Annotated in this window: 14 protein-coding genes; 9 read left to right on the plus strand and 5 right to left on the minus strand. The window is 72.4% G+C overall.

The features are described 5' to 3' along the window. Positions 1–38: 38 nt before the first annotated feature. Both ABT061_RS14230 and ABT061_RS14235 read left to right on the plus strand, forming a co-directional pair. Positions 39–2564 carry a DUF5682 family protein gene (locus ABT061_RS14230; protein WP_350916404.1) on the plus strand — a complete coding sequence of 842 codons (2526 nt, stop codon included), beginning with the start codon at positions 39–41 and terminating at the stop codon, positions 2562–2564. Further along, positions 2557–3711: a VWA domain-containing protein gene (locus ABT061_RS14235; protein WP_350916407.1), complete on the plus strand. Its 1155-nt coding sequence runs from the start codon at positions 2557–2559 to the stop codon at positions 3709–3711. The genes ABT061_RS14230 and ABT061_RS14235 overlap by 8 nt, the downstream gene beginning before the upstream one ends. 210 nt (positions 3712–3921) lie before the next feature. Here ABT061_RS14235 and nhaA read toward each other — a convergent pair whose 3' ends face one another. Together nhaA and ABT061_RS14245 are read right to left on the minus strand one after the other, a co-directional pair. Next, positions 3922–5238, minus strand: a complete 1317-nt coding sequence (nhaA, locus tag ABT061_RS14240) for a Na+/H+ antiporter NhaA (RefSeq protein ID WP_350916410.1) — start codon at positions 5236–5238, stop codon at positions 3922–3924. Between the two features lie 153 nt (positions 5239–5391). Further along, a complete protein-coding gene (locus tag ABT061_RS14245) occupies positions 5392–6849 on the minus strand; it encodes an MFS transporter (protein ID WP_350916413.1) in 1458 nt (485 codons plus the stop codon). 169 nt (positions 6850–7018) lie between these two features. Here ABT061_RS14245 and ABT061_RS14250 point away from each other — a divergent pair, with 169 nt between their 5' ends. The 3 genes from ABT061_RS14250 (at position 7019) to ABT061_RS14260 (ending at position 10423) form a co-directional block, all read left to right on the plus strand. Continuing rightward, positions 7019–7756, plus strand: a complete 738-nt coding sequence (locus ABT061_RS14250) for a TetR/AcrR family transcriptional regulator (RefSeq protein ID WP_350916416.1) — start codon at positions 7019–7021, stop codon at positions 7754–7756. Between the two features lie 48 nt (positions 7757–7804). Continuing rightward, positions 7805–9175, plus strand: a complete 1371-nt coding sequence (locus ABT061_RS14255; RefSeq protein WP_350916419.1) for an MFS transporter — start codon at positions 7805–7807, stop codon at positions 9173–9175. A gap of 234 nt (positions 9176–9409) precedes the next feature. After that, positions 9410–10423, plus strand: a complete 1014-nt coding sequence (locus ABT061_RS14260; protein ID WP_350916422.1) for an enolase C-terminal domain-like protein — start codon at positions 9410–9412, stop codon at positions 10421–10423. 24 nt (positions 10424–10447) lie between these two features. Here the strand turns inward: ABT061_RS14260 and ABT061_RS14265 are convergent, their stop codons facing one another. Continuing rightward, positions 10448–11905: an LCP family protein gene (locus ABT061_RS14265; protein WP_350916425.1), complete on the minus strand. Its 1458-nt coding sequence runs from the start codon at positions 11903–11905 to the stop codon at positions 10448–10450. A 202-nt stretch (positions 11906–12107) separates the two neighbouring features. Further along, positions 12108–13625, minus strand: a complete 1518-nt coding sequence (locus tag ABT061_RS14270) for an alpha/beta hydrolase family protein (protein ID WP_350916428.1) — start codon at positions 13623–13625, stop codon at positions 12108–12110. 141 nt (positions 13626–13766) lie between these two features. On the opposite strand from ABT061_RS14270, the gene ABT061_RS14275 reads away from it, so the two are divergent. The 4 genes from ABT061_RS14275 to ABT061_RS14290 all read left to right on the plus strand — a co-directional run bounded on the left by ABT061_RS14275 (position 13767) and on the right by ABT061_RS14290 (position 20560). Then, complete coding sequence (locus ABT061_RS14275) at positions 13767–14894, plus strand: exonuclease SbcCD subunit D (protein ID WP_350916431.1); 1128 nt, start codon at positions 13767–13769, stop codon at positions 14892–14894. Beyond that, positions 14895–18908 carry an AAA family ATPase gene (locus tag ABT061_RS14280; RefSeq protein WP_350916434.1) on the plus strand — a complete coding sequence of 1338 codons (4014 nt, stop codon included), beginning with the start codon at positions 14895–14897 and terminating at the stop codon, positions 18906–18908. A 214-nt stretch (positions 18909–19122) separates the two neighbouring features. Continuing rightward, on the plus strand, positions 19123–19344 hold the full coding sequence (locus ABT061_RS14285) for an IclR family transcriptional regulator (protein WP_350916437.1): 222 nt from the start codon (positions 19123–19125) through the stop codon (positions 19342–19344). A gap of 13 nt (positions 19345–19357) precedes the next feature. Next, positions 19358–20560, plus strand: a complete 1203-nt coding sequence (locus ABT061_RS14290) for a CaiB/BaiF CoA transferase family protein (RefSeq protein WP_350916440.1) — start codon at positions 19358–19360, stop codon at positions 20558–20560. A 374-nt stretch (positions 20561–20934) separates the two neighbouring features. Here ABT061_RS14290 and ABT061_RS14295 read toward each other — a convergent pair whose 3' ends face one another. Then, entirely contained in the window at positions 20935–21525 is a 591-nt protein-coding gene (locus ABT061_RS14295; RefSeq protein WP_350916442.1) for a TetR/AcrR family transcriptional regulator, read from the minus strand. Positions 21526–21582 lie beyond the last annotated feature (57 nt).

The following is a 21582-nucleotide window of genomic DNA, read 5'->3' on the forward strand; positions in this document are numbered from 1 at the left end:
GCCGGTGAGACGGCTTCCTCGCCGGTCAGGGGGCAACGATGAGTGTGTCCGTGCTGGGGATCCGGCACCACGGACCCGGGTCGGCGCGGTCCCTGTGCGACGAGCTTGACCGCCTCAAGCCGGACATCGTGCTCATCGAGGGCCCACCCGAGGCGGACGAGCTGGTCGAGCTGGCCCGTGACCCCGACCTCCAGCCGCCGGTGGCGCTCCTCGCCCACGTGCCGGGCGAGCCGTCCACCGCCGCGTTCTGGCCGTTCGCGGTGTTCTCCCCCGAGTGGCAGGCGCTCCGCCACGCCGTCGGGGCGGGCATCCCGGTCCGCTTCTGCGACCTGCCGGCCGCGCACAGCCTCGCCTCCCGCCCCGGCGCGACCGGCGACGCCGAGCCGCGGTCAGGAGAGGAGCCGGACACGGGTGTTCCCGGCTTCCATCGTGAGACGGCGGATGACGCCGTACAGGTCGATCCGATCGGGGCCCTCGCCCGCGCCGCCGGATACGACGACCCGGAGCGGTGGTGGGAGGACGCCGTCGAGCACCGCGGCGACACCCCGTTCCACATGATCGCCCAGGCCGTGGAGGCGGTCCGCGAGGGACACGTCGCCGACGGGTACGAGGCGCGGCGCGAGGCCTTCATGCGGCGCACGATCCGCAGGGCGATCCGGGACGGCTTCGAGCGGATCGCCGTGGTCTGCGGAGCCTGGCACGTCCCCGCGCTGGCGGGCACGGCGGGTGCGGGAGCGCCCTGGGGAGCCGGGCTGCCCACCGTGAAGGCCGACGACGCGCTGCTCAGAGGGCTGCCCAAGGTCAGGGCCGAGATCACCTGGGTGCCGTGGACGTACGGGCGGCTGGCCTCCTGGAGCGGGTACGGCGCGGGTGTGACCTCCCCCGGCTGGTACCACCATCTGTTCGCCTCCCCGGACCGCCCCGTCGAACGGTGGCTGACCGGGGCGGCCGGGGTGCTCCGGGAGGAGGACCTGCCGGTCTCCTCCGCCCACGTCATCGAGGCGGTCCGGCTCGCCGAAGGCCTGGCCGTGCTCAGGGGACGGCCCCTGGCCGGGCTGGCGGAGGTCACCGAGGCGGTCAGGGCGGTGCTGTGCGAGGGCGACGACCTGCCGGTGGAGCTGATCCAGCGGCGCATGGTCGTGGGGGAGCGGCTCGGCCAGGTGCCGGACAGCACCCCGATGGTCCCCCTCCAGCGCCACCTGCGCGAGGAGCAGCGGCGGGTGAGGCTCAAGCCCGAGGCGCTCGACCGTGAGTACGACCTCGACCTGCGCAAACCTCTCGACCTGGAGCGCAGCAGGCTGCTGCACAGGCTCCGCCTGCTCGGCGTCGGCTGGGGCACTCCCCAGGAGAGCCGGAGCAAGGGCACCTTCCGCGAGTCGTGGTCGCTCACCTGGCGGCCCGAGTTCGACATCGACCTGATCGAGGCGAGTTCCTGGGGCACGACCGTCCCGGCCGCGGCCGCCGCCCGCGTCCGCGACCTCGCCGACGGGGGCGGGACCCCCGGCTCGGGGATGCCGGGCCGGGGAGGCGGTGCGTCCGGGACCGGGGGGCCGTCCGGCGGCGGGGCGCCCGGAGGCGTCACGCTGGCCGGGCTCACCGGCCTGGTGGAGCACTGCCTGCTCGCCGACCTGCCGGAGGCGCTGCCGCACGTGCTCGACGCCCTGTCGGCGCGGGCCGCGCTCGACGGCGACGTCACGCACCTGATGGCGGCGCTCCCGGCGATGGTCCGCGCCCAGCGATACGGCGACGTGCGCGGCACCCCCGCCACCGGCCTGACCGCCATCGCCTGGGCGATGCTCACCAGGATCTGCGTCGGCCTCGGTGGCGCCGTCACCGGCCTCGACGACGACGCCGCCCGTGACCTGATCCGTCACATCGACGCCGTTCACACCGCCGTCTCCCTGCTCGAAGCCGTGCCCGCCGGTCCTGGCGTCTTCGGTGATTCACGGGAGACGGGGGCTCAGGGTGATCCGGGCGCATCCGCCGGTTCCGCGGGCCTGGACGGTCCGGAGGGCGCGAAGGAGGCGAGGAGCACCGGAGCCTCGGGAGGCGCTGCCCGCCCCGAGGAGGAGTCTCCGCAGGGACGGTGGCTGGTGGCGTTGCGCGGGGCTTCCGGCCGCAGTGACCTGCACGGGCTCATCGAGGGCCGGCTCACCAGGATCCTGCTGGACGCGGCCGACCTCGACACGGCCGAGGCGGGCCGTCGGATGTCGCTGGCGATGTCGGCGGGGCACCCGCCGGCCAGGGCGGCGTCCTGGATCGAGGGGTTCCTTTCCGGGGGCGGGCTGCTGCTCGTCCACGACTCCCGGCTGCTCGGGCTGGTCGACGAGTGGCTCACCGGACTCGCCCCGGAGACCTTCGTCGACGTGCTGCCCCTGCTCCGCAGGACGTTCGGTGCCTTCGCCGCGCCTGAGCGGCGTTCGATCGGCTCGCGCGTCCGCTCTCTCGGCTCCGGCGGTGCGGATCGGGCACCGGACGCGGAGGAGTTCGACGAGGAACGCGCGGCGGCGGCCGTGCGGACCGTGCTGGCGATTCTGGGAAGGACGGGGAGCAGCGATGGATGAGCGGTTGCGCCGCTGGCGGATGGTCCTGGGCGGTGACGCCGATGGCACCGGGTGCTCGCTCGCCGGAACCGACGCCCAGATGGACGGGGCACTGGCCGCGCTGTACGACGGCGCCGGTGCGGGGGCGGCCGAGCGGAGCGGTGGCCTGGGCGCCTCCGCGCCCAGGGTGGCGCGCTGGCTGGGCGACATCCGGTCCTACTTCCCCTCGACCGTCGTCCAGGTCATGCAGAAGGACGCCGTCGAGCGGCTGAACCTGACCCGGCTGCTGATGGAGCCGGAGATGCTGGAGGCCGTCGAGCCGGACGTGCACATGGTCGGCACCCTGCTGTCGCTCAACCGGGTGATGCCGGAGAAGGCGCGGGAGTCGGCCAGGGCGCTGGTCGGCAAGGTCGTCTCCGAGTTGGAGCGGCGGCTGGTTCAGAAGACGAAGGCCGCCGTGACCGGCGCCCTGGACCGCTCGGCCAGGACCCACCGGCCCAGGCGGGTCGCCGACATCGACTGGGATCGCACGATCCGCGCCAACCTGAGGAACTACCTGCCGGAGCGCAACACCGTGATCCCGTCCAGGCTGGTCGGATACGGCAGGAGGCAGCGGGCGGTCCAGCGAGAGGTGGTGCTCTGCATCGACCAGAGCGGATCGATGGCCGCCTCCGTCGTCTACTCCAGTGTGTTCGGCGCGGTGCTCGCCTCGATGCGCTCGCTGAAGACCTCGCTGGTCGTCTTCGACACGGCGGTCGTCGACCTCACCGACCAGCTCCACGACCCGGTCGAGCTGCTGTTCGGCACCCAGCTCGGCGGCGGCACCGACATCAACCGGGCCATCGCCTACTGCCAGGGCCTCATCACCCGCCCCAACGATTCGATCTTCATCCTGATCAGCGACCTCTACGAGGGCGGCGTGCGGCAGGAGATGCTCCGCAGGGTCGCCCAGATGACCGCGGCGGGCGTCCAGGTGATCGTGCTGCTCGCGCTCTCCGACGAGGGCGCGCCCTTCTACGACCACGACAACGCCGCGGCGCTCGCGGCCATGGGGGTGCCCGCCTTCGCCTGCACCCCCGACGCCTTTCCCGACCTGATGGCCGCGGCGATCGAGCGCCGCGACATCGGCCAGTGGGCCGAGCGCCGGCTGGAGCGCACCGCCACCTGATCCCGTCCTGGTGAAGGAGGCAAGGCCACGGGGGCCCACCTTCTCCAGGACGTCAGGGGCCGAACTCGGACCGAAGGCGGCACCTCGACCCGGTGACGGATCAGCCGCCGTCGTGGGCGGGGCCGGTCACGCGGCCCTCTCGGAGGGTTCTCCTCCCGGCGGCACGTCGAGTCACGGTTCTCCGCCGTGCTCAGCAGGCTTCCCGGCCTCTCAGGAACGTCTCTGGTAGACGTCGGGGATGCCGTCGTGGTCGCGGTCGACGGTTTCGGCCTCGTGGATGCGCCGGTAGACGCGGTTGCGCAGGCGAAGGATCACCGTCGCGGCCAGCGCCGCGACCAGGGAGCCGGTCAGGACCGCCACCTTGACGTGGGCGTCACGCTCGCTGCCGGCGCCGAAGGCCAACTCCCCGATGAGCAGGGAGACGGTGAATCCGATACCGGCCAGGATGGCCAGCCCGGCCACGTCCACCCAGGCCAGCCCCTCGTCCAGGTGGGCGTGGGTGAAGCGGGCCACCAGCCAGGTCGCGAGCATGATCCCAATGGGCTTGCCCGCCACGAGGCCCACGACCACGCCCACCGCGACCGGGTCGCTCAGGGCGCCGGCCAGACCGCTCAGGCCGCCGAGGCTCACCCCGGCCGACATGAACGCGAACACCGGCACGGCCACCCCGGCCGAGATCGGCCGCAGGCGGTGTTCGAAGTGCTCGGCCAGGCCGGGCCCGGCCTCCGGGCCACCGGCGCGCTCGCCGCGCAGGACCGGCACGGTGAAGGCCAGCAGCACGCCGGCGACGGTGGCGTGTACGCCCGAGGCGTGCATCAGCGCCCAGGTGGCGGCGGCCAGTGGCAGCAGCAGCCACCAGGCGCGTACCCGGCGCTGTACCAGCATGGCGAAGACCGCCAGTGGCAGCAGCGCGCCCAGCAGCGGCAGCACCGACAGGTGCTCGGTGTAGAAGAGGGCGATGATGATGATGGCCACCAGGTCGTCGACCACGGCCAGGGTGAGCAGGAAGGTGCGCAGCGCGGTGGGGAGATACCGGCCGATGACCGCGAGCACGGCCAGGGCGAACGCGATGTCGGTGGCCGTCGGGATCGCCCAGCCCCGCGCCGCGCCGGAACCGGCACCGGAGCCGAGGGTGAGCAGCAGGTACAGCACGGCCGGGACGATCACCCCGCCGAGTGCGGCCGCGACCGGCACCGCGGCCCGCCGCACCTGGCGCAGGTCACCGGCGACGAACTCGCGCTTCAGCTCCAGGCCGGCCACGAAGAAGAAGATCGCCAGCAGCCCGTCGGCGGCCCAGGTCGCCAGGCTCAGGTCCAGGTGCAGCGCCGCCGGGCCGATCCTGAAGGCACGCAGCGCCTCGTAGGCGCCCGACCACGGGGAGTTCGCCCAGATCATGGCGGCCACCGCACCGGCCAGCAGCAGCGCTCCGCCGACGGTCTCCTCGCGGAGGATGCCGGCGATGCGACGGGCCTCGGGCCACGAGCCCAGGCCGAGCAGGCGGGACGTGCCAGGCGGGGTCTTGGTCATCAGCGCTCCGTTTTCGGGGTCGGGTCAGCCACTGCCGACCAGACTTCCCGGCGCACCACCGGCCACTGTACCCGCGGGGAGATCGGTTCTCCCCGCGGGGGTGCCGCCGCCCGTTCCCATGGCATACCGGCAGGCCACGGGAATGGGCGCGGGTCAGTGCGCGCTGTCCTGCTCGTCCCGGGCTCGCAGGGGGAGCAGGAAGGCGGCGACGAAGGTGGCGACGAGCAGGCCCACCGAGACCCAGATCGTCAGGAGCATCGAGTCCTCGAAGCTCCAGTCCCGCTTGAGCAGGCCGAAGAAGAGCGTCCCGATCGCGGCCGCGCCCAGCGTGCCGCCGAGTTGCTGGACGGCGGTGAGGGTTCCGGAGGCCGAGCCGGTCTCGTGGGGCTCCACCCCGGCCAGCACGATGTCGAAGAACGGTGCCATGATCAGGCTCATCCCGATACCGGTGACCAGCAGGGCGGGGGCGAGCTGCCAGGGGGTGACGCCCATGCCCGCGACGTTCAGGGTGAGGGCGACCCCCGTGACGCCCCCGGCCATCACGACCGTGCCGATGTGGATCAGTCTGCGGCCCACCTTCCGGGCCAGCCCCGAGGCGTTGACGAGGATGAATCCGACCAGCGTGCCGATGGCGTTCGGCAGGCCGGCGAGGCCCGCCTTCAGCGGGCCGTAGCCCAGGGCGATCTGGGTGTAGAGCCCGAACACCAGGGAGAAGCCGACCATCCCGGTGAAGAAGACGAGGCCGGTGACCAGGCCGCCGGCGAAGGCGCGCTTGCGGAACAGGCTCATCACGACCAGCGGGGCGCCGCCGGCGAGCTCCTTGCGGGACTGGTGGAGGCAGAAGAGGGCGAAGACCGGGATCGAGACGGCCATCATCACGAAGGTCCACCCGGGCCAGTCGAGGTCGCGTCCCTGGACCAGGGGGAAGACCAGTAGGAATGAGGCGGCCGAGACGAGCCCCATCCCGGTCAGATCCAGACGTGAGGCACCTGAGGGCTGTGACGCGGGCAGATAGCGTAGCCCGCCGAGCAGGGCGAACAGGCCGACCGGCAGGTTGATCAGAAAGATCATGCGCCATCCGGTGCCGAAGAAGTCGCCGTCGACGAGCCAGCCCGACAGGACCGGTCCGGCGACCGTGGACAGCGCTATGACCGGGCCGAACGCGCCGAACGCGGCGGCCAGTTCCTTGGGCGGGAAGACCTCCCTGATCACGCCGAGGCCCTGCGGCACCATCACCGCGCCGGACAGGCCCTGCAGCACCCGCGCGACGATCAGCATCTCCGGTGAGACGGCCAGCCCGCAGAGCAGCGAGCACAGGGTGAAGCCGAGTGCGCCGACGGTGAACATGCGCCTGCGCCCGTAGAGGTCGCCGAGGCGGCCCCCGGTGATGAGACCCACGGCCATCGCCATGGTGTATCCGGCGCTGAGCCACTGGATCATGCTCGACGAACCGTCCAGGTCCTTCTGGATGGACGGCGCCGCGATGGTTGTGATCATCGCGTCCATCAGGTCCATCACCTCGGCGGTGAGGACCACGCAGAGGGCGACCCAGCGCCACCGGTACGGCTCCGCGCCGGTGGGTGAGGGTCCGGTCTCGACCGTATGGGTCATGGGGGGCTCCGATCGGAGGTCGAATGACTGACGAACATCGTTCGTCTTGTACGAACATGGTTTTATAAGCGAACAGTGTTTGCGTCAAGTACATTGTTCGTTGAACGAATGATGTTCGTGGTAAGTACGGTGTTCGCGAACGCGATTCGTCGCGGTATAGGATCGGCGGGTGACCGAGATCCCCGCCCCGCCGTGGCGCAAGACCCGCAAGGCGAGTGCCCCGCGAACCGTCCTGAGCAGGGATCTCATCGTCGCCACCGGGCTGCGCCTCGTCGACGCCGAGGGGCTGGACGCGCTGAGCATGCGCCGCGTCGCCCAGGAGCTCGACACCGGTCCCGCCTCGCTCTACGCCCATGTGGCGAACAAGGAGGAACTGCTTGAGCTGATCTACGACGAGGTCATGAGTGAGATCCGGGTGCCCGAGCCCGATCCCGAGCGCTGGCTTGAGCAGATCAGGGAACTGGTCATGCAGGCCTTCCTGGTGTTCAGGGCCCACGCCGACATCGCCAAGGTCGGCCTGGCCACCATCCCGACCGGCCCCAACGGGCTGCGGGTGGCCGAGGGACAGCTGGCCATCATGCTCGCGGGCGGGGTGCCGCCCAAGGCCGCCGCCATGATGATCGACCGTCTCGGCCTGTACGTCTGCTCGGACGCCTACGAGGGCTCTCTCTATGTCAACCGGCAGCGCGGCAGCGGCAAGGAACTGGGGGAGTTCATGAGCGAGTTCTTCGGCCAGATCGCCACGTTCTACCGGGGCCTGCCCGCCGACCGGTTCCCCAACCTCGTCGCCCGGATCGACGACCTGATGGACGCCAACGGCACGGAGCGGTTCGAGTTCGGGCTCGACCTGCTGCTGGGAGGTCTGGTCTCGCACATCCGAGACGCCGGTCCTACGACCAAGGACTGACACGGAAGCCCGATGCCAGGGGCGGGGCGCCGGGCGTACCGTCGGCCCATGATTACCATGACGGGCGAAAAGCGTGCTGCCGGGATATTCGCCCCGCGGCACCGTGCCCTGACCGTCGGGATGGTGGCGCTCATCTCCCTGGTCGCCTTCGAGTACCTGGCGGTGGCCACCGCCATGCCGGTCGTGGCCGACGAGTTGGACGGTCACGCGCTGTACGGGCTGGCGTTCAGCGGGGCGATGGCGGCCGGGGTGATCGCGACGGTGCTGGGTGGGCGATGGGGCGACGTCAGGGGGCCGATGGCGCCGCTCTGGGCCGGCGTGGCGCTCTTCGCCGCGGGGCTGGTCGTGGCCGGGGCGGCGCCGACGATGGACGTGTTCGTCGTGGGCCGTTTCGTGCAGGGCTTCGGCGGAGGCGTCTTCCAGGTCGCGATGTACGTGCTGGTCTCGCGGGTCTACCCGGCAGAGACGCACCCCCGGGTGTTCTCGATCTTCGCGACGGCCTGGGTGGTGCCCTCCATGGTCGGGCCGGTGATCACCGGCCTCGTGGTGGAGTACGCGGGCTGGCGCTGGGTCTTCATCGGCGTGACGGTGCTCCTCCTTCCCGCGATGTTGCTGCTCTGGCGCGGGCTGGCCGCCGCGCCCATGTCGGACCGGCCGCAGACCGGTCCGCGCTCCTCGATCGCGCGACGGCTGGGCTGGGCGGTGCTCGTCGCGGTCGGCGCGGCACTGATGCAGTACGGGGGCGCGGCGCGCGGCGCCGGGTTCGTCCTGCTCGTCGTCGGTCTGGCCACGCTGGTCGCGGCGCTGCCCCGGCTGCTCCCCGAGGGAACCCTGCGCGCGGCCAGGGGCCTGCCCTCGGTGATCTCACTGCGGGGCATCGCGGCGGGCGCGGCCATCGGCGGGGAGGCGTTCCTGCCGCTGATGCTCAACCAGGAGCGCGGCCTGTCGCTGACCATGGCCGGGCTCACCCTGACCGGTGGCGCGCTGAGCTGGTCGTTCGGCTCGTGGGTCGTGGGCCGCCGGAGTTTCGACCGGGCACTGGTGCTGCGCTGCGGCTCGGCGCTGATCGCCGCGGGACTCGTGCTGATGGGCCTGACGGTCTTCGCCGTCGTCCCGGTCGCCACCGCCTTCCTCGGGGAGATCGTCCTGGGGCTCGGCATGGGCATCGTGTACCCGACGCTGTCGGTACTCGTCCTGGAGTTGTCACCCCCGGGGGAGGAGGGGGAGAACAGCGCGTCGCTGGGAGTCGCGGAGTCGGTGTACACGGTCGTCTCCGTCGCGGTCGCCGGCGCGCTCCTGGCGGCACTGGGCGCCTCGGCCGTCGCCTACCTGCTCTGTTTCGGGCTGGCGGCGTTGATGGCGACCACCGGAATCCTGGTCGGCGCCCGGGTCAGAGCCGACGCCTCTGTCCGGGGCTGAGCTCTTCCTGGGGCGCCCCCTTACCCGACCTGAGTTCTCTCCACGCCGAAAGCGCCGGAAATATCGGAAAAACTGGACCAAAACCCACCCTCACAAGCGGGAGGCATTCGCGGGCCGCCGTGGCACCATGGAAGAACGCCGTTCCCGGTGGTGTTGAGGGGAGTCCCGCCTTCGGGCGGGATTCGTGTTTTAGGAGCTTGAATTTCCCGGGTTCGGAGAGGTCAAGGAGGGGTCATGCCGCGTGTCCGTGAGCTTGAGGTGTTCCGGCTGGTCCTGCCGTACGGCAGGCGGCCGGAGAGCATCCTCGTCCGGCTCACCGACTACGGGGGCATGACCGGGTGGGGCGAGGTCGTCGACGCCGACCCCAAGACCTGGGTCGCGCTGGAGGAGGGGCTCGCGCAGGCGCTGATCGGCGTCGACTGGGAGCACCCCGACGAACTCGGCGCCGTCCCCGGCGGATCCGCCGCCGACATGGCCTGCTGGGACCTGTGGGCGAGGATGCGCGGAGTGCCGCTGGCCCACGCGCTGGGCGGTACCCGTACCTCCCTCATGGCCACCGTCAGGATCGGCGCCGACCGCAACCTGGAGAGCCTGGTCGCCCGGGTGAACCGGCATGTCTGCGCCGGGTACGCCCACGTCACCCTGGACGTCCATCCCGGCTGGGACATCGAGCCGCTGCGCGCCGTCCGCCAGGCGTACCCCGCGCTGGGCATCAGCGTGGACGCTCGTGGCGCCTACCGCGACGTCGCCGCCCTTGAGGCGCTGGACGCCTACACGCTCTCCGCCATCGAACGCCCCTTCGCCGGTCCCGCCGGCCTGGCCGACCACGCCGACCTGCAGCAGCGCGTCGCCGCCCCGGTCCTGCTCGAGGTCGCCTCGGCCGCGGAACTGGGCGAGGCGATCGCCGCGAGGGCGGGCAGGGCGCTGCTGCTCCGCCCATCGGCCCTGGGCTCCCTGCGCGAGGTGCGGCGGGTGCACGATCGTGCGGTGCGCGCCGGATGGGAGATCGCCTGCGCCGGAGGCCGGGGCACCGGGCTGGCCCGCGCGGCCACCGTCGCCGCCGCCAGCCTGCCCGGCTGCACCCTGCCCTGCGACGTGGCCGAACCGCCGCGCAGCGCGCAGATCGTCGACCCGCCGGTCGGCGCCTCCGGCGGCGTGGTGGCCGTGCCACTCACCCAGCCGGGCCTGGGCCACCGCATCGACGAGGCCCGCGTCCGCCGCCTGGCCAAGGAGTCGTACTCGGCCTAGCGCGACGTTCCCGGCCGGCCCTGCTCAGCCGCAGCCTTCGGTGATGCCCTTGGGAGCGGTCGGGTCCGGCTTCGCCGTGGTGCTCGCCCTGGGGAGGGGCGTGCGGGAGGTCGTGGCCTGGGGGGTGGCCGTGGGGGCCGCGGTGGCGGTGAGGGGACGCCTGGTGACGGCCGAGGAGTGCAGGGCCTTCGCGGTGACCGTGCGGATCTTGCTCCAGTCGGGGTAGCCGGTGTTGATCAGCGGCGGGACGAACTGGACGCTGGTCACCTTCGCGTTCTTGACCTTCAGCGCCAGCGGGACCAGGTGCTCCAGCATCGGGCGAGGGATATCGGTCCGCAGCAGTTCCTTGGTGGCCAGCGCGACCTGATTGAACCGCGACAGCACGGTCGCCGGGTCCGCCTGGGAGAGCAGGGCGCCCAGCACGCACCGCTGGCGCCCCATCCGGGTGTAGTCGTCGCTGTTGGTGCGCGAGCGGGCGAACCACATCGCGTCGGCGCCGCGCAGCTTGCGGGTACCCGCCTTGACCAGGCCCTCGTCGTACTTGCCGAAGACCACGTCCTGGGGCACGGTCACCGTCACCCCGCCGATCGCGTCGATCAGCCGGGCGAAGCCCCACATGTTGGCCAGGGCATACCAGTCGATCTTCAGGCCCAGCGTGTAGCCGACCGTGTCGATGAGCGTCTTCGCTCCCTGCTTCTTGCGGCCCCCGAAGATCTCCGGGTGCGCGTCGGCGTACTCCCAGACGGCGAAGAGCAGGTCCTCGCGCGAGCCGTCCGGGTTGGCCGGGAGCCTGAATCCGTCGGGGAAGCGCCTCGCCATGGGGGAGCCGGGGACGAAGCGGACGTTCTCCAGGTTGCGCGGCAGGCTCAGCAGCACGGTGTTGCCGGTTTTGACGTCCACGCTGGCCACGTTGATGCTGTCGGTCCGCACGCCCACCCGGTGGGTGTCGGAGTCCCCGCCGAGCAGCAGGATGTTCACCCGGTCGCGGCTCGCCCACGGGTCGTCCTCGCCACCCCCGCCGCCGGTGGGGCGTGAAGTGGACGGGGCACTGAAGACGTCGTCCAGTGCCGACTGCGAGACCGCCGCGTACTGCCCGAGGAGGCCGAACGGCAGCAGTACGGCCACCGCGAGCGTTCCCGCCAGGACCCCGGCGACCGCCTGCCCGGCACCGGGCAGCGTGCCGGGGTTCATCACCACGAACGAGTGCACGACCAGGACGAACCAGGCGACGCCGAGCGCCAGGGAGACCACCGTGACGCCGGTCAGCCAGGAGGAGGAGACCAACTGCCCGGCGAGGTCACCGAGGTCGGAGGTGAGCGCGACCCAGAGCAGGGCCAGCAGCAGCGCCGCGTACGCGCACAGCAGCGCCAGCCCGGTCCTTCGCCATCCGGCGCGCAGATGCGCGGCGCCCGGGGCGATGGCGGCCAGCGCCGTCCAGCCGATGACCGCACCGACGCCGGGCGGCTTTGATCTGTCCCGCAATTGCTCCCCGTTTCCTTGCGCTCGACTCGGACTTGACCGCCGCAGGGAGATGGTAGGGGGGCGAAACCAGGTCGCGGGCGACAAGTCGGTGAACAACTCGGGAAGCTGACGAGGCTTTATCCTGTGATTTCGACCGTCCCTGACCTTCCGGGTCTCGCCGGCGGGTCAGGATGCGAGAGATGCCGCGCCGGCGATCAGGACATCACCAGGGGAAGGCGAACAGGCCGTAGTAGGCCGCGGCCACCAGGAGCAGGGCGGTGCCGCCGAGCACCCCGGCGATCGCGAAACTCTGCGGACGGGAGGGCTCCCAGCCCTCCCGCAACCCCGCGACGACGGCCGCCACGCCCGTGACCTCCTGCAGCAGCATCAGCAGCGCCAGGATCCTGATGACCAGCCACCCGGTGAGCACCGCGGGCCACGCCCCGGCCTGGTTGACCGAGAACAGCACGAGCAGCGTGATGAACGCCACCACCGAGACGAGCAGCCCGGCCCCGGTCCACGCCATCCGGCGGAACCGCCGCCGGACCGGCGGCCAGATCCGGGCGTTGGCCTCCGCGGCGGGTGACCGGCCGCGGAGCCGCACCACCATCTCGGCCACCGGGCCGACCACGTAGCCGACCGCGGCCAGGCAGAGCGTCAGCCCGATGACGGTCCCCCCGGCGTACCAGGGAGCCGCGGGAACGTCGCTGGCCTCCAGGCGCTGGATCGGCGTGGCGCCGGCGATGCGCACCGCGGGTCTGGCCGTGCCGGGCAGGCCCAGGACCCAGTTGGCCAGCGTCTGCAGGTAGCCGGGCGCGAACGGGCCGCCGTGCACGCGCATGCCGTGGTCGGCGCGGTCGAGGTAGCGGATGGTGTAGTCGCTGTTGCCGCCCTCGGCGAGCGCGCCGGTCAACGCCATGCTGCTCTCCACGAACGGGATCGAGGGATCGCGCGTGCCGTACAGGGCCAGGACCGGTTGCCGCATCCCGCGCAGCGCGGGCAGGCCGTCGTAGCGCAGGAAGTTCATGTCGACGGCGCCCATGGCGCGGGTGAGCAGCTCGCGTACCCCGCTGGGCGCGTACAGCCGTTCGAGCTGCTCGCCCAGTGCCCAGGTCACCTGCCGCATGGGGGAGACGTTGGGTGCCGACACCAGCACGGTGAACCCGACGGCGCTGCTCCTGGTGGCGGCGATGGGCACCACCCAGCTGCCCTCGCTCACCCCCCAGAGCCCCGCTCTGGCCGGGTCGACGTCGTCGCGGACGAGCAGCTCCTCCAGAACGAGCAGGGCGTCGCGGGCGAGCAGGCCGAAGTCACGGTTGCGAAAGTCGTAGCCCACGGTCCGCTTGTCGTAGACGAGGGTGACGATCCCGGCCCTGGCCAGCCACTCGGCCTGGGTCGTGAACTCTCCCCTGACCCCGGGCCCGGCCCCCTGCACGAAGACCAGCGCCGGGTGGCGTCCGGGGGCGACCGGCGCGCGGATCGTCGCCTCGAGCGGTGTACCGTCCTCGGCCGTGACGGTGACGTCCTGCGTGGTGATCTGCCTGGTCGCGGCGACCGGCCTGACCTCGTCCGGCGGCTGGGGAGGAAGGGTCTGGAAGACCGGATCGGCGCGCAGCGGGGTCGGGTCGAACGGCGGCGGCAGGGTGTAGCCAACCGTCGCGAGAACCACGAGGATCAGGCCGGAGGCGACGCTCAGAACGCCACGGCCGGCCTGGTTACCGATCCGATCCCCGATCGTCACTCGCCTCCGTGATCGTCGTTTCCCGGTATCGTTCCCTCCGATCTTCAAGCGTACTCATGGACGAAAACCCTGAGCGGGACGGGCGATCCGAGTGATGTGAGTGGCCACATTTGTCGCTGAGTCCTGTTAGCTTCGTGCGACATGCGGGTGCTGCACACATCGGACTGGCACCTGGGCCGCTCGTTCCACCGGGAGAGTCTCCTGGCCGCCCAGGGTGCCTTCGTCGACCACCTGATCGAGACCGTCAGATCGGAGCGGATCGACGTGGTCGCGGTCTCCGGTGACGTCTACGACCGGGCGCTGCCCTCGGTCGACGCGGTCGAGTTGTGCAACCAGGCGCTGCGGCGACTGGTCGACACCGGGGCGCGCACCGTGCTGATCAGCGGTAACCACGACTCGGCACGCCGTCTCGGCTTCGGCGCGCACCTCATCGACGCGGCAGGCGTCCACCTGCGCACCGACCCCGAGCGGGTCGGCGAGCCGGTCGTCGTCGACGGCGTCGCCTTCTACGGCATCCCCTATCTGGAGCCCGAACTGGTGCGCGCCCCCTGGGAGCTGCCCGAGCGCACCCACACCGCCGCGATCGGGCACGCCATGTCCCTGATCCGCGCCGACCTCACCCGGCGCGGACCTCGGGCGGTGGTCCTCGCCCACGCGTTCGTGACCGGGGGACGGGGCAGTGACAGCGAGCGCGACATCAGCGTGGGAGGCGTCGCGCACGTCCCGGTGTCCGCCTTCGACGGTGTCGACTACGTGGCGCTCGGCCATCTGCACGGTCGCCAGCGGATGAGCGAGACCGTCCGCTACTCCGGCTCCCCGATCGCCTACTCCTTCTCCGAGGCCGGCCAGGTGAAGGGGTCCTGGCTGGTCGACATCGGCCCCGGCGGGTACGAGCGCGCGGAGTTCGCCGAGGCTCCGGTGCCCAGGCCGGTCAGCCGGCTCACCGGCCGCATCGACGACCTGCTGGCCGCACCCGAGCACGCCCGCCACGAGGACCACTGGCTCCAGGTGACGCTCGTCGACCGGATCCGGCCCAAGGGCGCGATGGAGCGGCTCAGGTCCCGCTTCCCGCACACGCTCGCGCTGTCCTTCGAACCCGAGGGCGGGGTCGGTGAGACCGTCACCCGGCCCAGGGTGGCCGGGCGCCCCGAGATCGAGGTCGCCCTCGACTTCGTCCGCGAGGTGCGCGGCGAGGCCGCCGACCCCGCCGAGACCGAACTGCTGCACAGGGCCGTCGAGGCCTCCCGCGCGAAGGAGGCGATGGCGTAGATGCGCCCGCACCGTCTGTGGATCACCGCCTTCGGCTCCTTCCCCGGTGAGGAGCAGGTCGACTTCGACGCCCTCGCCGAGGCGGGGCTCTTCCTGATCCACGGCCCCACGGGGGCGGGCAAGACCACGGTGCTCGACGCGCTCTGCTACGCCCTGTACGGCAGGGTTCCGGGCAGGCGCGACAGCGCCAAGAGCCTGCGCTGCGACCACGCGCCCCCGGGACGTGGGCCCAGCGTGGCACTGGAGGTCACGATCAGGGGGCGCCGGCTGAAGATCACCCGGTCGCCCGGCTGGCAGCGCCCCAAGCTCAGGGGCACCGGCACGACCAGGGAGAACGAGAAGGCACTGCTCCAGGAGTTCGCCCCCTCGGGGGAGTGGGTGGGGCTGACCAACCGGGTCGACGAGGCGGGGGAGTTCATCGGCACCCTGCTCGGCATGAACGCCGAGCAGTTCCTCCAGGTCGCGATGTTGCCCCAGGGGGATTTCGCGAAGTTCCTCCGTGCGGACGGAGAGGACCGGCGCAAGGTCCTGGAGCGCCTCTTCTCGGTGAAGGTCTACGCCACCGCCGAGTCCTGGCTCGTCGACCGGCGCACCGAGGCGTTCCGCGAGCAGCAGGCCCTCCGCAAGGAGGTCGACTTCGCGGTGAAACGCCTTGAGGAAGCCGCGGGGTCCGCGCTCTCGGCCGCGCTGGCCGAGACCTCGGCGGAGGCCACGGCGGAGGTCTCGGCGGAGGTCTCGGTGGAGGATGACCCACTGGGATGGGCCCACGCGGTCGAGGAACTCGCGGCACGGGAGGTCACGCGGCTGAGCGGTGTGGGCCTTGGTAGCGAGGCCGCCGTACGGCAGGCGCGCGAGAGCCTGGAACGTGGCACCGCGCTGGCCGACCGGCGCCGCCGCCACGCCGAGGCGCTGACCAGGAGCCGGGCGCTGGAGGAGACCGCCGAGGAACGGGCGGACCTGGAGACCCTCCTGGAGGAGGCGGCGACCGCCGACCGGGTGCTGCCGCTGATCCAGGGCGCCGAGCAGCGCGCCGAGGCTGCGACCAAGGCTCGAAGCCTGGCCGCCGACGCCGTCGCCCGCGCACTCCCGCTCCTCGATGCCACCTCCGACGTCGTCCACGACCGTACGGGTACCGACGCGCTCTGCGACGACGCCCGGGACCGGGCGGACGCCGACGCGGACCGCCGTCACGCCCTGCTCGGCCACCTGGTCGAGCTGGAACGCGATCGCCGGAGCGAGATCACCCGCTTGGGCGAGCTGCGCGCGGAGGAGTCACGCCTGGCGGAGATCGTCCAGGAGCGGGAGCGGACCGCTCGCGAGATCGTCGAGCTGGCCGCCGCGCAGGCCGTGGCCGACTCCCGCCTGAAGGCCATCCCCGAGCTCCGGCGGGAGGTGGACGAGCGTCTCACCGCCGCCCGTCTGGACGCCGCCCGCATCCCCGCCGCCGAGTCGGCGGTCGAGGGCGCCGCCACCCGCCTTCGGGCGGCCGAGCAGCGCGACCGCCTCGCCGCCGGCCTGGCCGCGGCCCGCGCCGACCTCGCCGCCGGGCTTGCCGCTCTCCCGCCAGGGATCCGCGACGCCTTCGCCACTCCCGAAGCCCACGACCCGCTCGGAGCTGGGCTTCCCGCCGGGAGCGGTGACACGCTTCCGGGCGAGGCCCATGACGTGCTCGGGACCCGTCGCGAGGGCGCCGGCCCGTCCGTCGAACCCGGTGAGATCCGTGAGGTCCTCGCCGCCCGGGAGAGGGAGTGCGGGCGACAGCTGGCCGGGCTGGAGGGGTTGCGGGTCGAGGAGGCCCGGCTGGCCGAACTCGACGGGCTGATCGCCGCACTTGACGGTGAGCTCGCGGAGGCGGCCCGGCAGGAGGCCGAGGTCCGCGAGCGCCGGGAGGGGCTGCCCGCCGAGGCGGCGGAGGCGGCCGTACGGCTGAACGAGGCCAGGGCCGCCGGGGCGGGAATTCCGGCTGCGCGGGCGCGTGCCGAGGCCGCCACCGCGGTGCTCACCGCGGTACGGCGCCGCGAGGCGTTCAGCGCCGAGCTGGAGGTCGCGCGCGCCGCTCAGGTCGAGACCACCGACCTCGCGCAGACGCTCCGCGACCGCTACCAGGACATCCAGCGGTCCAGGATCGAGGGCATGGCCGCCGAGCTCGCCGCCAAGCTCACCCCTGGCGACCCCTGCGCGGTGTGCGGTTCGCCCGACCACCCCGCTCCCGCCGCCCCGGCCGACGAGGCGCACACCGCCGAGGACGAGCGCGCGGCCCAGGGCGCCTACGAGGCGGCCCAGGAACGGCGCCGGGGCGCGGAGACCACGGTCACGGTGCTGCTCTCCCGCCTCGACGAGGTCCTCGCCGTCGCGGGGGAGGAGACCGGGGAACGGGCGGGGGAGACCCTCGCCGAGGCCGAACGGGAACTGGAGGCGCTGACCTCTACGGCAGGTGCCGAGGACGTCCTCGCCGCCGAGGTGGAGCGGATCGCCGCCGAGCTGGACGGCGCGAGAACCCGGATCGAGGAGATCACCCGGCGGCTCGCCGAAGGCCATGCCCGCCTGGCGGGATGGCAGGCCGAGCGTGAGCGCCTGACCGCCCGCCTGGACGGGGCCCGGGGCGACGACCTCACGGTCCAGGCCCGCCGCGACCGCCTGGCGGTGGAGGCCGAGCGTCTCTCCGCGGCCCTGGCCGCCGCCGTCCACGCCGTCGAGGTCACCGCGGCCCACCGGGAGGCGAGCGCCCGGACCGACCTGGCCGTATCCGACGCCACGGGCGAGCTCGCCGAGGCGGAGGGGGTGCTGGCCGCGCTCCGGGAGTCGGCCGAGGCCGAGTCGGCGCTGGCGGCGGAGGCGGCCGGGATCGCCGCCGAGTCCGAGCGGCTCCGGGAACGCTCGCGCGAACTCGCCGTCGACCTGGCGGCCCGCCGTACGGACGTCGAAAGGCTCGGCGCCGACGCCGAGCGGCTGGCCGGGCGCATCGACGAGGCACGCGGCCAGGACCCGACGCTGACCGTCAGGCTGGACCGGCTGGCCGACGAGGCGGAACTGCTCAGGGAGGCCGTCGAGGCGGTCAGGGACGAGCGGGTCAGCGCCGCCGAGCTGGTGACCGCCCGCGACCGGGCGCTGAGCGCCGTCGTCGAGGCGGGCTTCCTCGGGCTGGACGACGCCCGCGCGGCCGTACGCTCTCCCGCCGACCGGGAGGAGAAGGCCGCCCGTCTCCACGAGCTCGCCACGGAGAGCGCCGCGGTCGCCGCGATGCTCGCCGACCCCGAGCTGGTCGCCGCCGCCGCCGAGCCGGAACCCGACCTCTTGGGCCTGCGCGAGGCGCGGGACGCGGCCGACGCCGCCCATGCCCGCCTGCTCTCCGAGCGGAGCCAGGCCGAGGGCCGGCTGGCCCGGCTGGCCGCCCTCCGCACCGAGCTGGCCGCCTGCCTGGAACGCTGGCGGCCCGCCGACGAGCAGCACCGCCTGGCCGACCGGCTCGCCGCCCTGACCGGTGGGAACTCCGCCGACAACCGGTGGAGGATGCGGCTCTCCTCGTACGTGCTCGGCGAGCGCCTCAGCCAGGTGGTCGCCTCGGCCAACGAGCGGCTCGACCACATGTCGGGCGGGCGCTACCTGCTGGAGCACAACCGCGACCGCTCCGCCGGCGACCGGAGCAGGTCCGGCGGCGGGCTCGGCCTGCACATCCTGGACAGCTGGACCGGCGTCGGCCGCGACCCGGCGACCCTGTCGGGCGGCGAGAGCTTCATCACCTCCCTGGCCCTGGCCCTCGGCCTGGCCGACGTGGTCACCGCCGAGGCCGGGGGAGTCGACATCGGCACGCTCTTCGTCGACGAGGGCTTCGGCACCCTGGACGAGGACACCCTCGACGGGGTGCTCGACATCCTCGACGGCCTGCGCGACAACGGCCGCGCGGTCGGCATCGTCAGCCACGTCGCCGAGCTGCGCACCCGGGTCCCCGCCCAACTGCACATCCGCAAGGAGCGCCGCGGCTCGACGGTCCGCCAGTCAACGCCCCCCTCCTGAGGGACTCCGTTGGGAAATCCGCAAACCGCTGATGACGGACAGTCGAGGCTGCCACGATCGCTCTGTTCGCCGATCGAGCGAGGAGTCCGGATATCGCTGGAGCCGCGGGCTGATCAGGGTGTACCTGAGCTGACCGCTCGGATGGTGCGGGCTTCGTTTCCGCACCCTCGGCTACGCGGTCGGCTTCGGCGAGCGGCAGTCGGGGGCGACGAGTGTGGCGGCGGCCTTCCGCGGCGCGACCGGGCAGGTCGTCGGATCGGTGTCACTGTGCGGGGCGCAGGACATGTTCATTCGCAGCCGCAGAGAACTGCTGGGGGAGTGGGTGGCCACCGCGGCCGCCGACATCTCGGCCGACCTCGGCTTTCGCACAACAGGCCGGAACAGGGGGACATCGGGTGACGCCCGTCCGGAAGAACATCGACGAAACCTTTTCTGACCTGGGAGTGAGCATGCGCGACGGACCACTGGAGGGCCTGCGGGTCGTCGACGCCTCGACGATTCTGGCCGGGCCGCTGTGCGCCCAGATCCTCGGCGACTTCGGCGCCGAGGTGGTGAAGATCGAGCATCCGACGGCGGGCGACGGCATGCGCGGCCACGGCGAGTCCAAGGACGGTGTCCCGCTGTGGTGGAAGGAGATCTCCCGAAACAAGCAGACGATCGGGCTCAGCCTGTCCGCGCCCGAGGGGGCCTCGCTCTTCCTGCGGCTGATGGAACGCACCGACGTGCTCATCGAGAACTTCCGGCCGGGCACCCTGGAGCGCTGGGGGCTGGGCCCCGACAGGCTGCACGAGGTCAACCCCGGGCTGGTCATCGTCAGGATCACCGGCTTCGGGCAGACGGGGCCGTACGCGGGGCGGGCCGGATTCGGCACGCTCGCCGAGGCGATGAGCGGCTTCGCCCACCTGACCGGCGAGGCCGAGGGACCGCCCACGCTGCCCGCCTTCGGGCTGGCCGACAGCATCTGCGGCATCGCGGCCTCGTCGGCGACGATGATGGCGCTGTGGGACCGCGAGCGTGACCCGGAAAAGCGCGGTCAGGTCGTCGACATGAGCCTGCTGGAGCCCATCATGACGGCCGTCGGCCCCTCGCCGACCGTCTACCAGCAGCTCGGGACCATCGCGCACCGGCACGGCAACCGTTCCACCAACAACGCGCCGCGCAACACCTATCTCACCTCCGACGGCCACTGGGTGGCGGTCTCGACCAGTGCCCAGACGATCGCCGAGCGGGTGATGCGCCTGGTCGGGCACCCCGAGGTGATCGACGAGCCCTGGTTCGCCACCGGCGCGGGCCGGGTCCGGCACGTGGAACTGCTGGACCGGCTGCTCGGCGACTGGGTCGCCGAGCGCACCCGGGAGGAGGTCGTCGCGGAGTTCACCGCGGCGGGCGCCGCGGTCGCCCCGGTCTACGACGCCCGGGACCTCGTGGAGGATCCCCACGTCCGCGAGACCGGGATGCTCACCTCCGTCGACGACGCCGACCTCGGCTCCGTGCTGATGCACAACGTGATGTGGCGGATGTCGCGGACACCGGGCCGGATCCGGTTCACCGGCCGTGACCTGGGAGCCGACACGGACCGTGTGCTCGTCGAGGAGCTGGGCTGTGACCCCGCGACCCTGGGCGACCTACGAGAACGAAAGATCATCGCCTGATCCGCGACGGCGCGGTGACGCGTCGATCGCAGGGACAGACGGACATCGGGAGAGACGAGACGACGTGAGCACATCCACCACCCTGGCCACCTCGCCGGGAGGGACGGTACGCGACCCCTGTTGGAGGCGGTACGCGGCGGCGTGACCGTGTACGACCTGGGCCGCCCGTTCTACGCGGGCATGCCACAGTCGCCCAACCACCCCGCGTACACCCACACGCTCCCGCGCCGCCACGGCGACAAGGTGCGTCCCGACGGTGGGTCGGCGGCCAACGACATGCTCGTCATGGGCACCCCTGGCCGGTGCCCGGATTCACAGAACGGCGCCGGTCGGCCATTCGTTCCACAACGCTGCGCCAGGCCCTCCGATCGGCCTCAGCCGCGGCTACTGCTCGGTGAGCGCAGTCCGTCCAGAGCGAAGGTGAGCAGGCGCTCGCCCTGGGCGGCGGAGGTCTGCTCTCCGGCCCAGGCCACCGCGTTGATCAGGGCGTACAGGTCCGATGCCGTGACGTCGGCGCGTATCGCGCCCGAGGCCCGCGCGCGATCCAGGAGCTGCTCGCCCGCGCTGAGCACCGACCGGCATGCGGCGTGCAGCTCGGACGTCTCATCCTCGATGGCGTGCATCAGCGACGCGGCGAGGCCCCGATAGGTGGCGGTGTGCGCGATCGCCGTCCTTGTCCAGGCGACCAGGGCCTGGTCGGGGGACGTCTGCTCGAGCAGGTCACGGCCGGTGCCGGACAGCGCCTCCATGCGGTCGCGCATCAGCGTCTCCAGCAGGGCCTGCCGGGTGGGGAAGTGGGCATACAGGGTGCCGTTCGCGACGCCGGCGCGCCGGGCGACGTCCTCCAGTGAGGCGTCCACGCCATGCTCGGCGAATGCGTTCGCCGCCTCGGCGAGCAGCCGTTCGTAGTTGCGGCGCGCATCGGCGCGCATGGGGCGCCGGCCTGGCCTGTCGGTGCTTGCCATACGGTGTCTTCCTCGGTTGCTAAATCGAGACTGTCTCAATATATTTCTTGAGGCAGT

It is taken from the genome of Streptosporangium sp. NPDC002544, assembly GCF_040295965.1.
Classification (GTDB): Bacteria; Actinomycetota; Actinomycetes; order Streptosporangiales; family Streptosporangiaceae; genus Streptosporangium.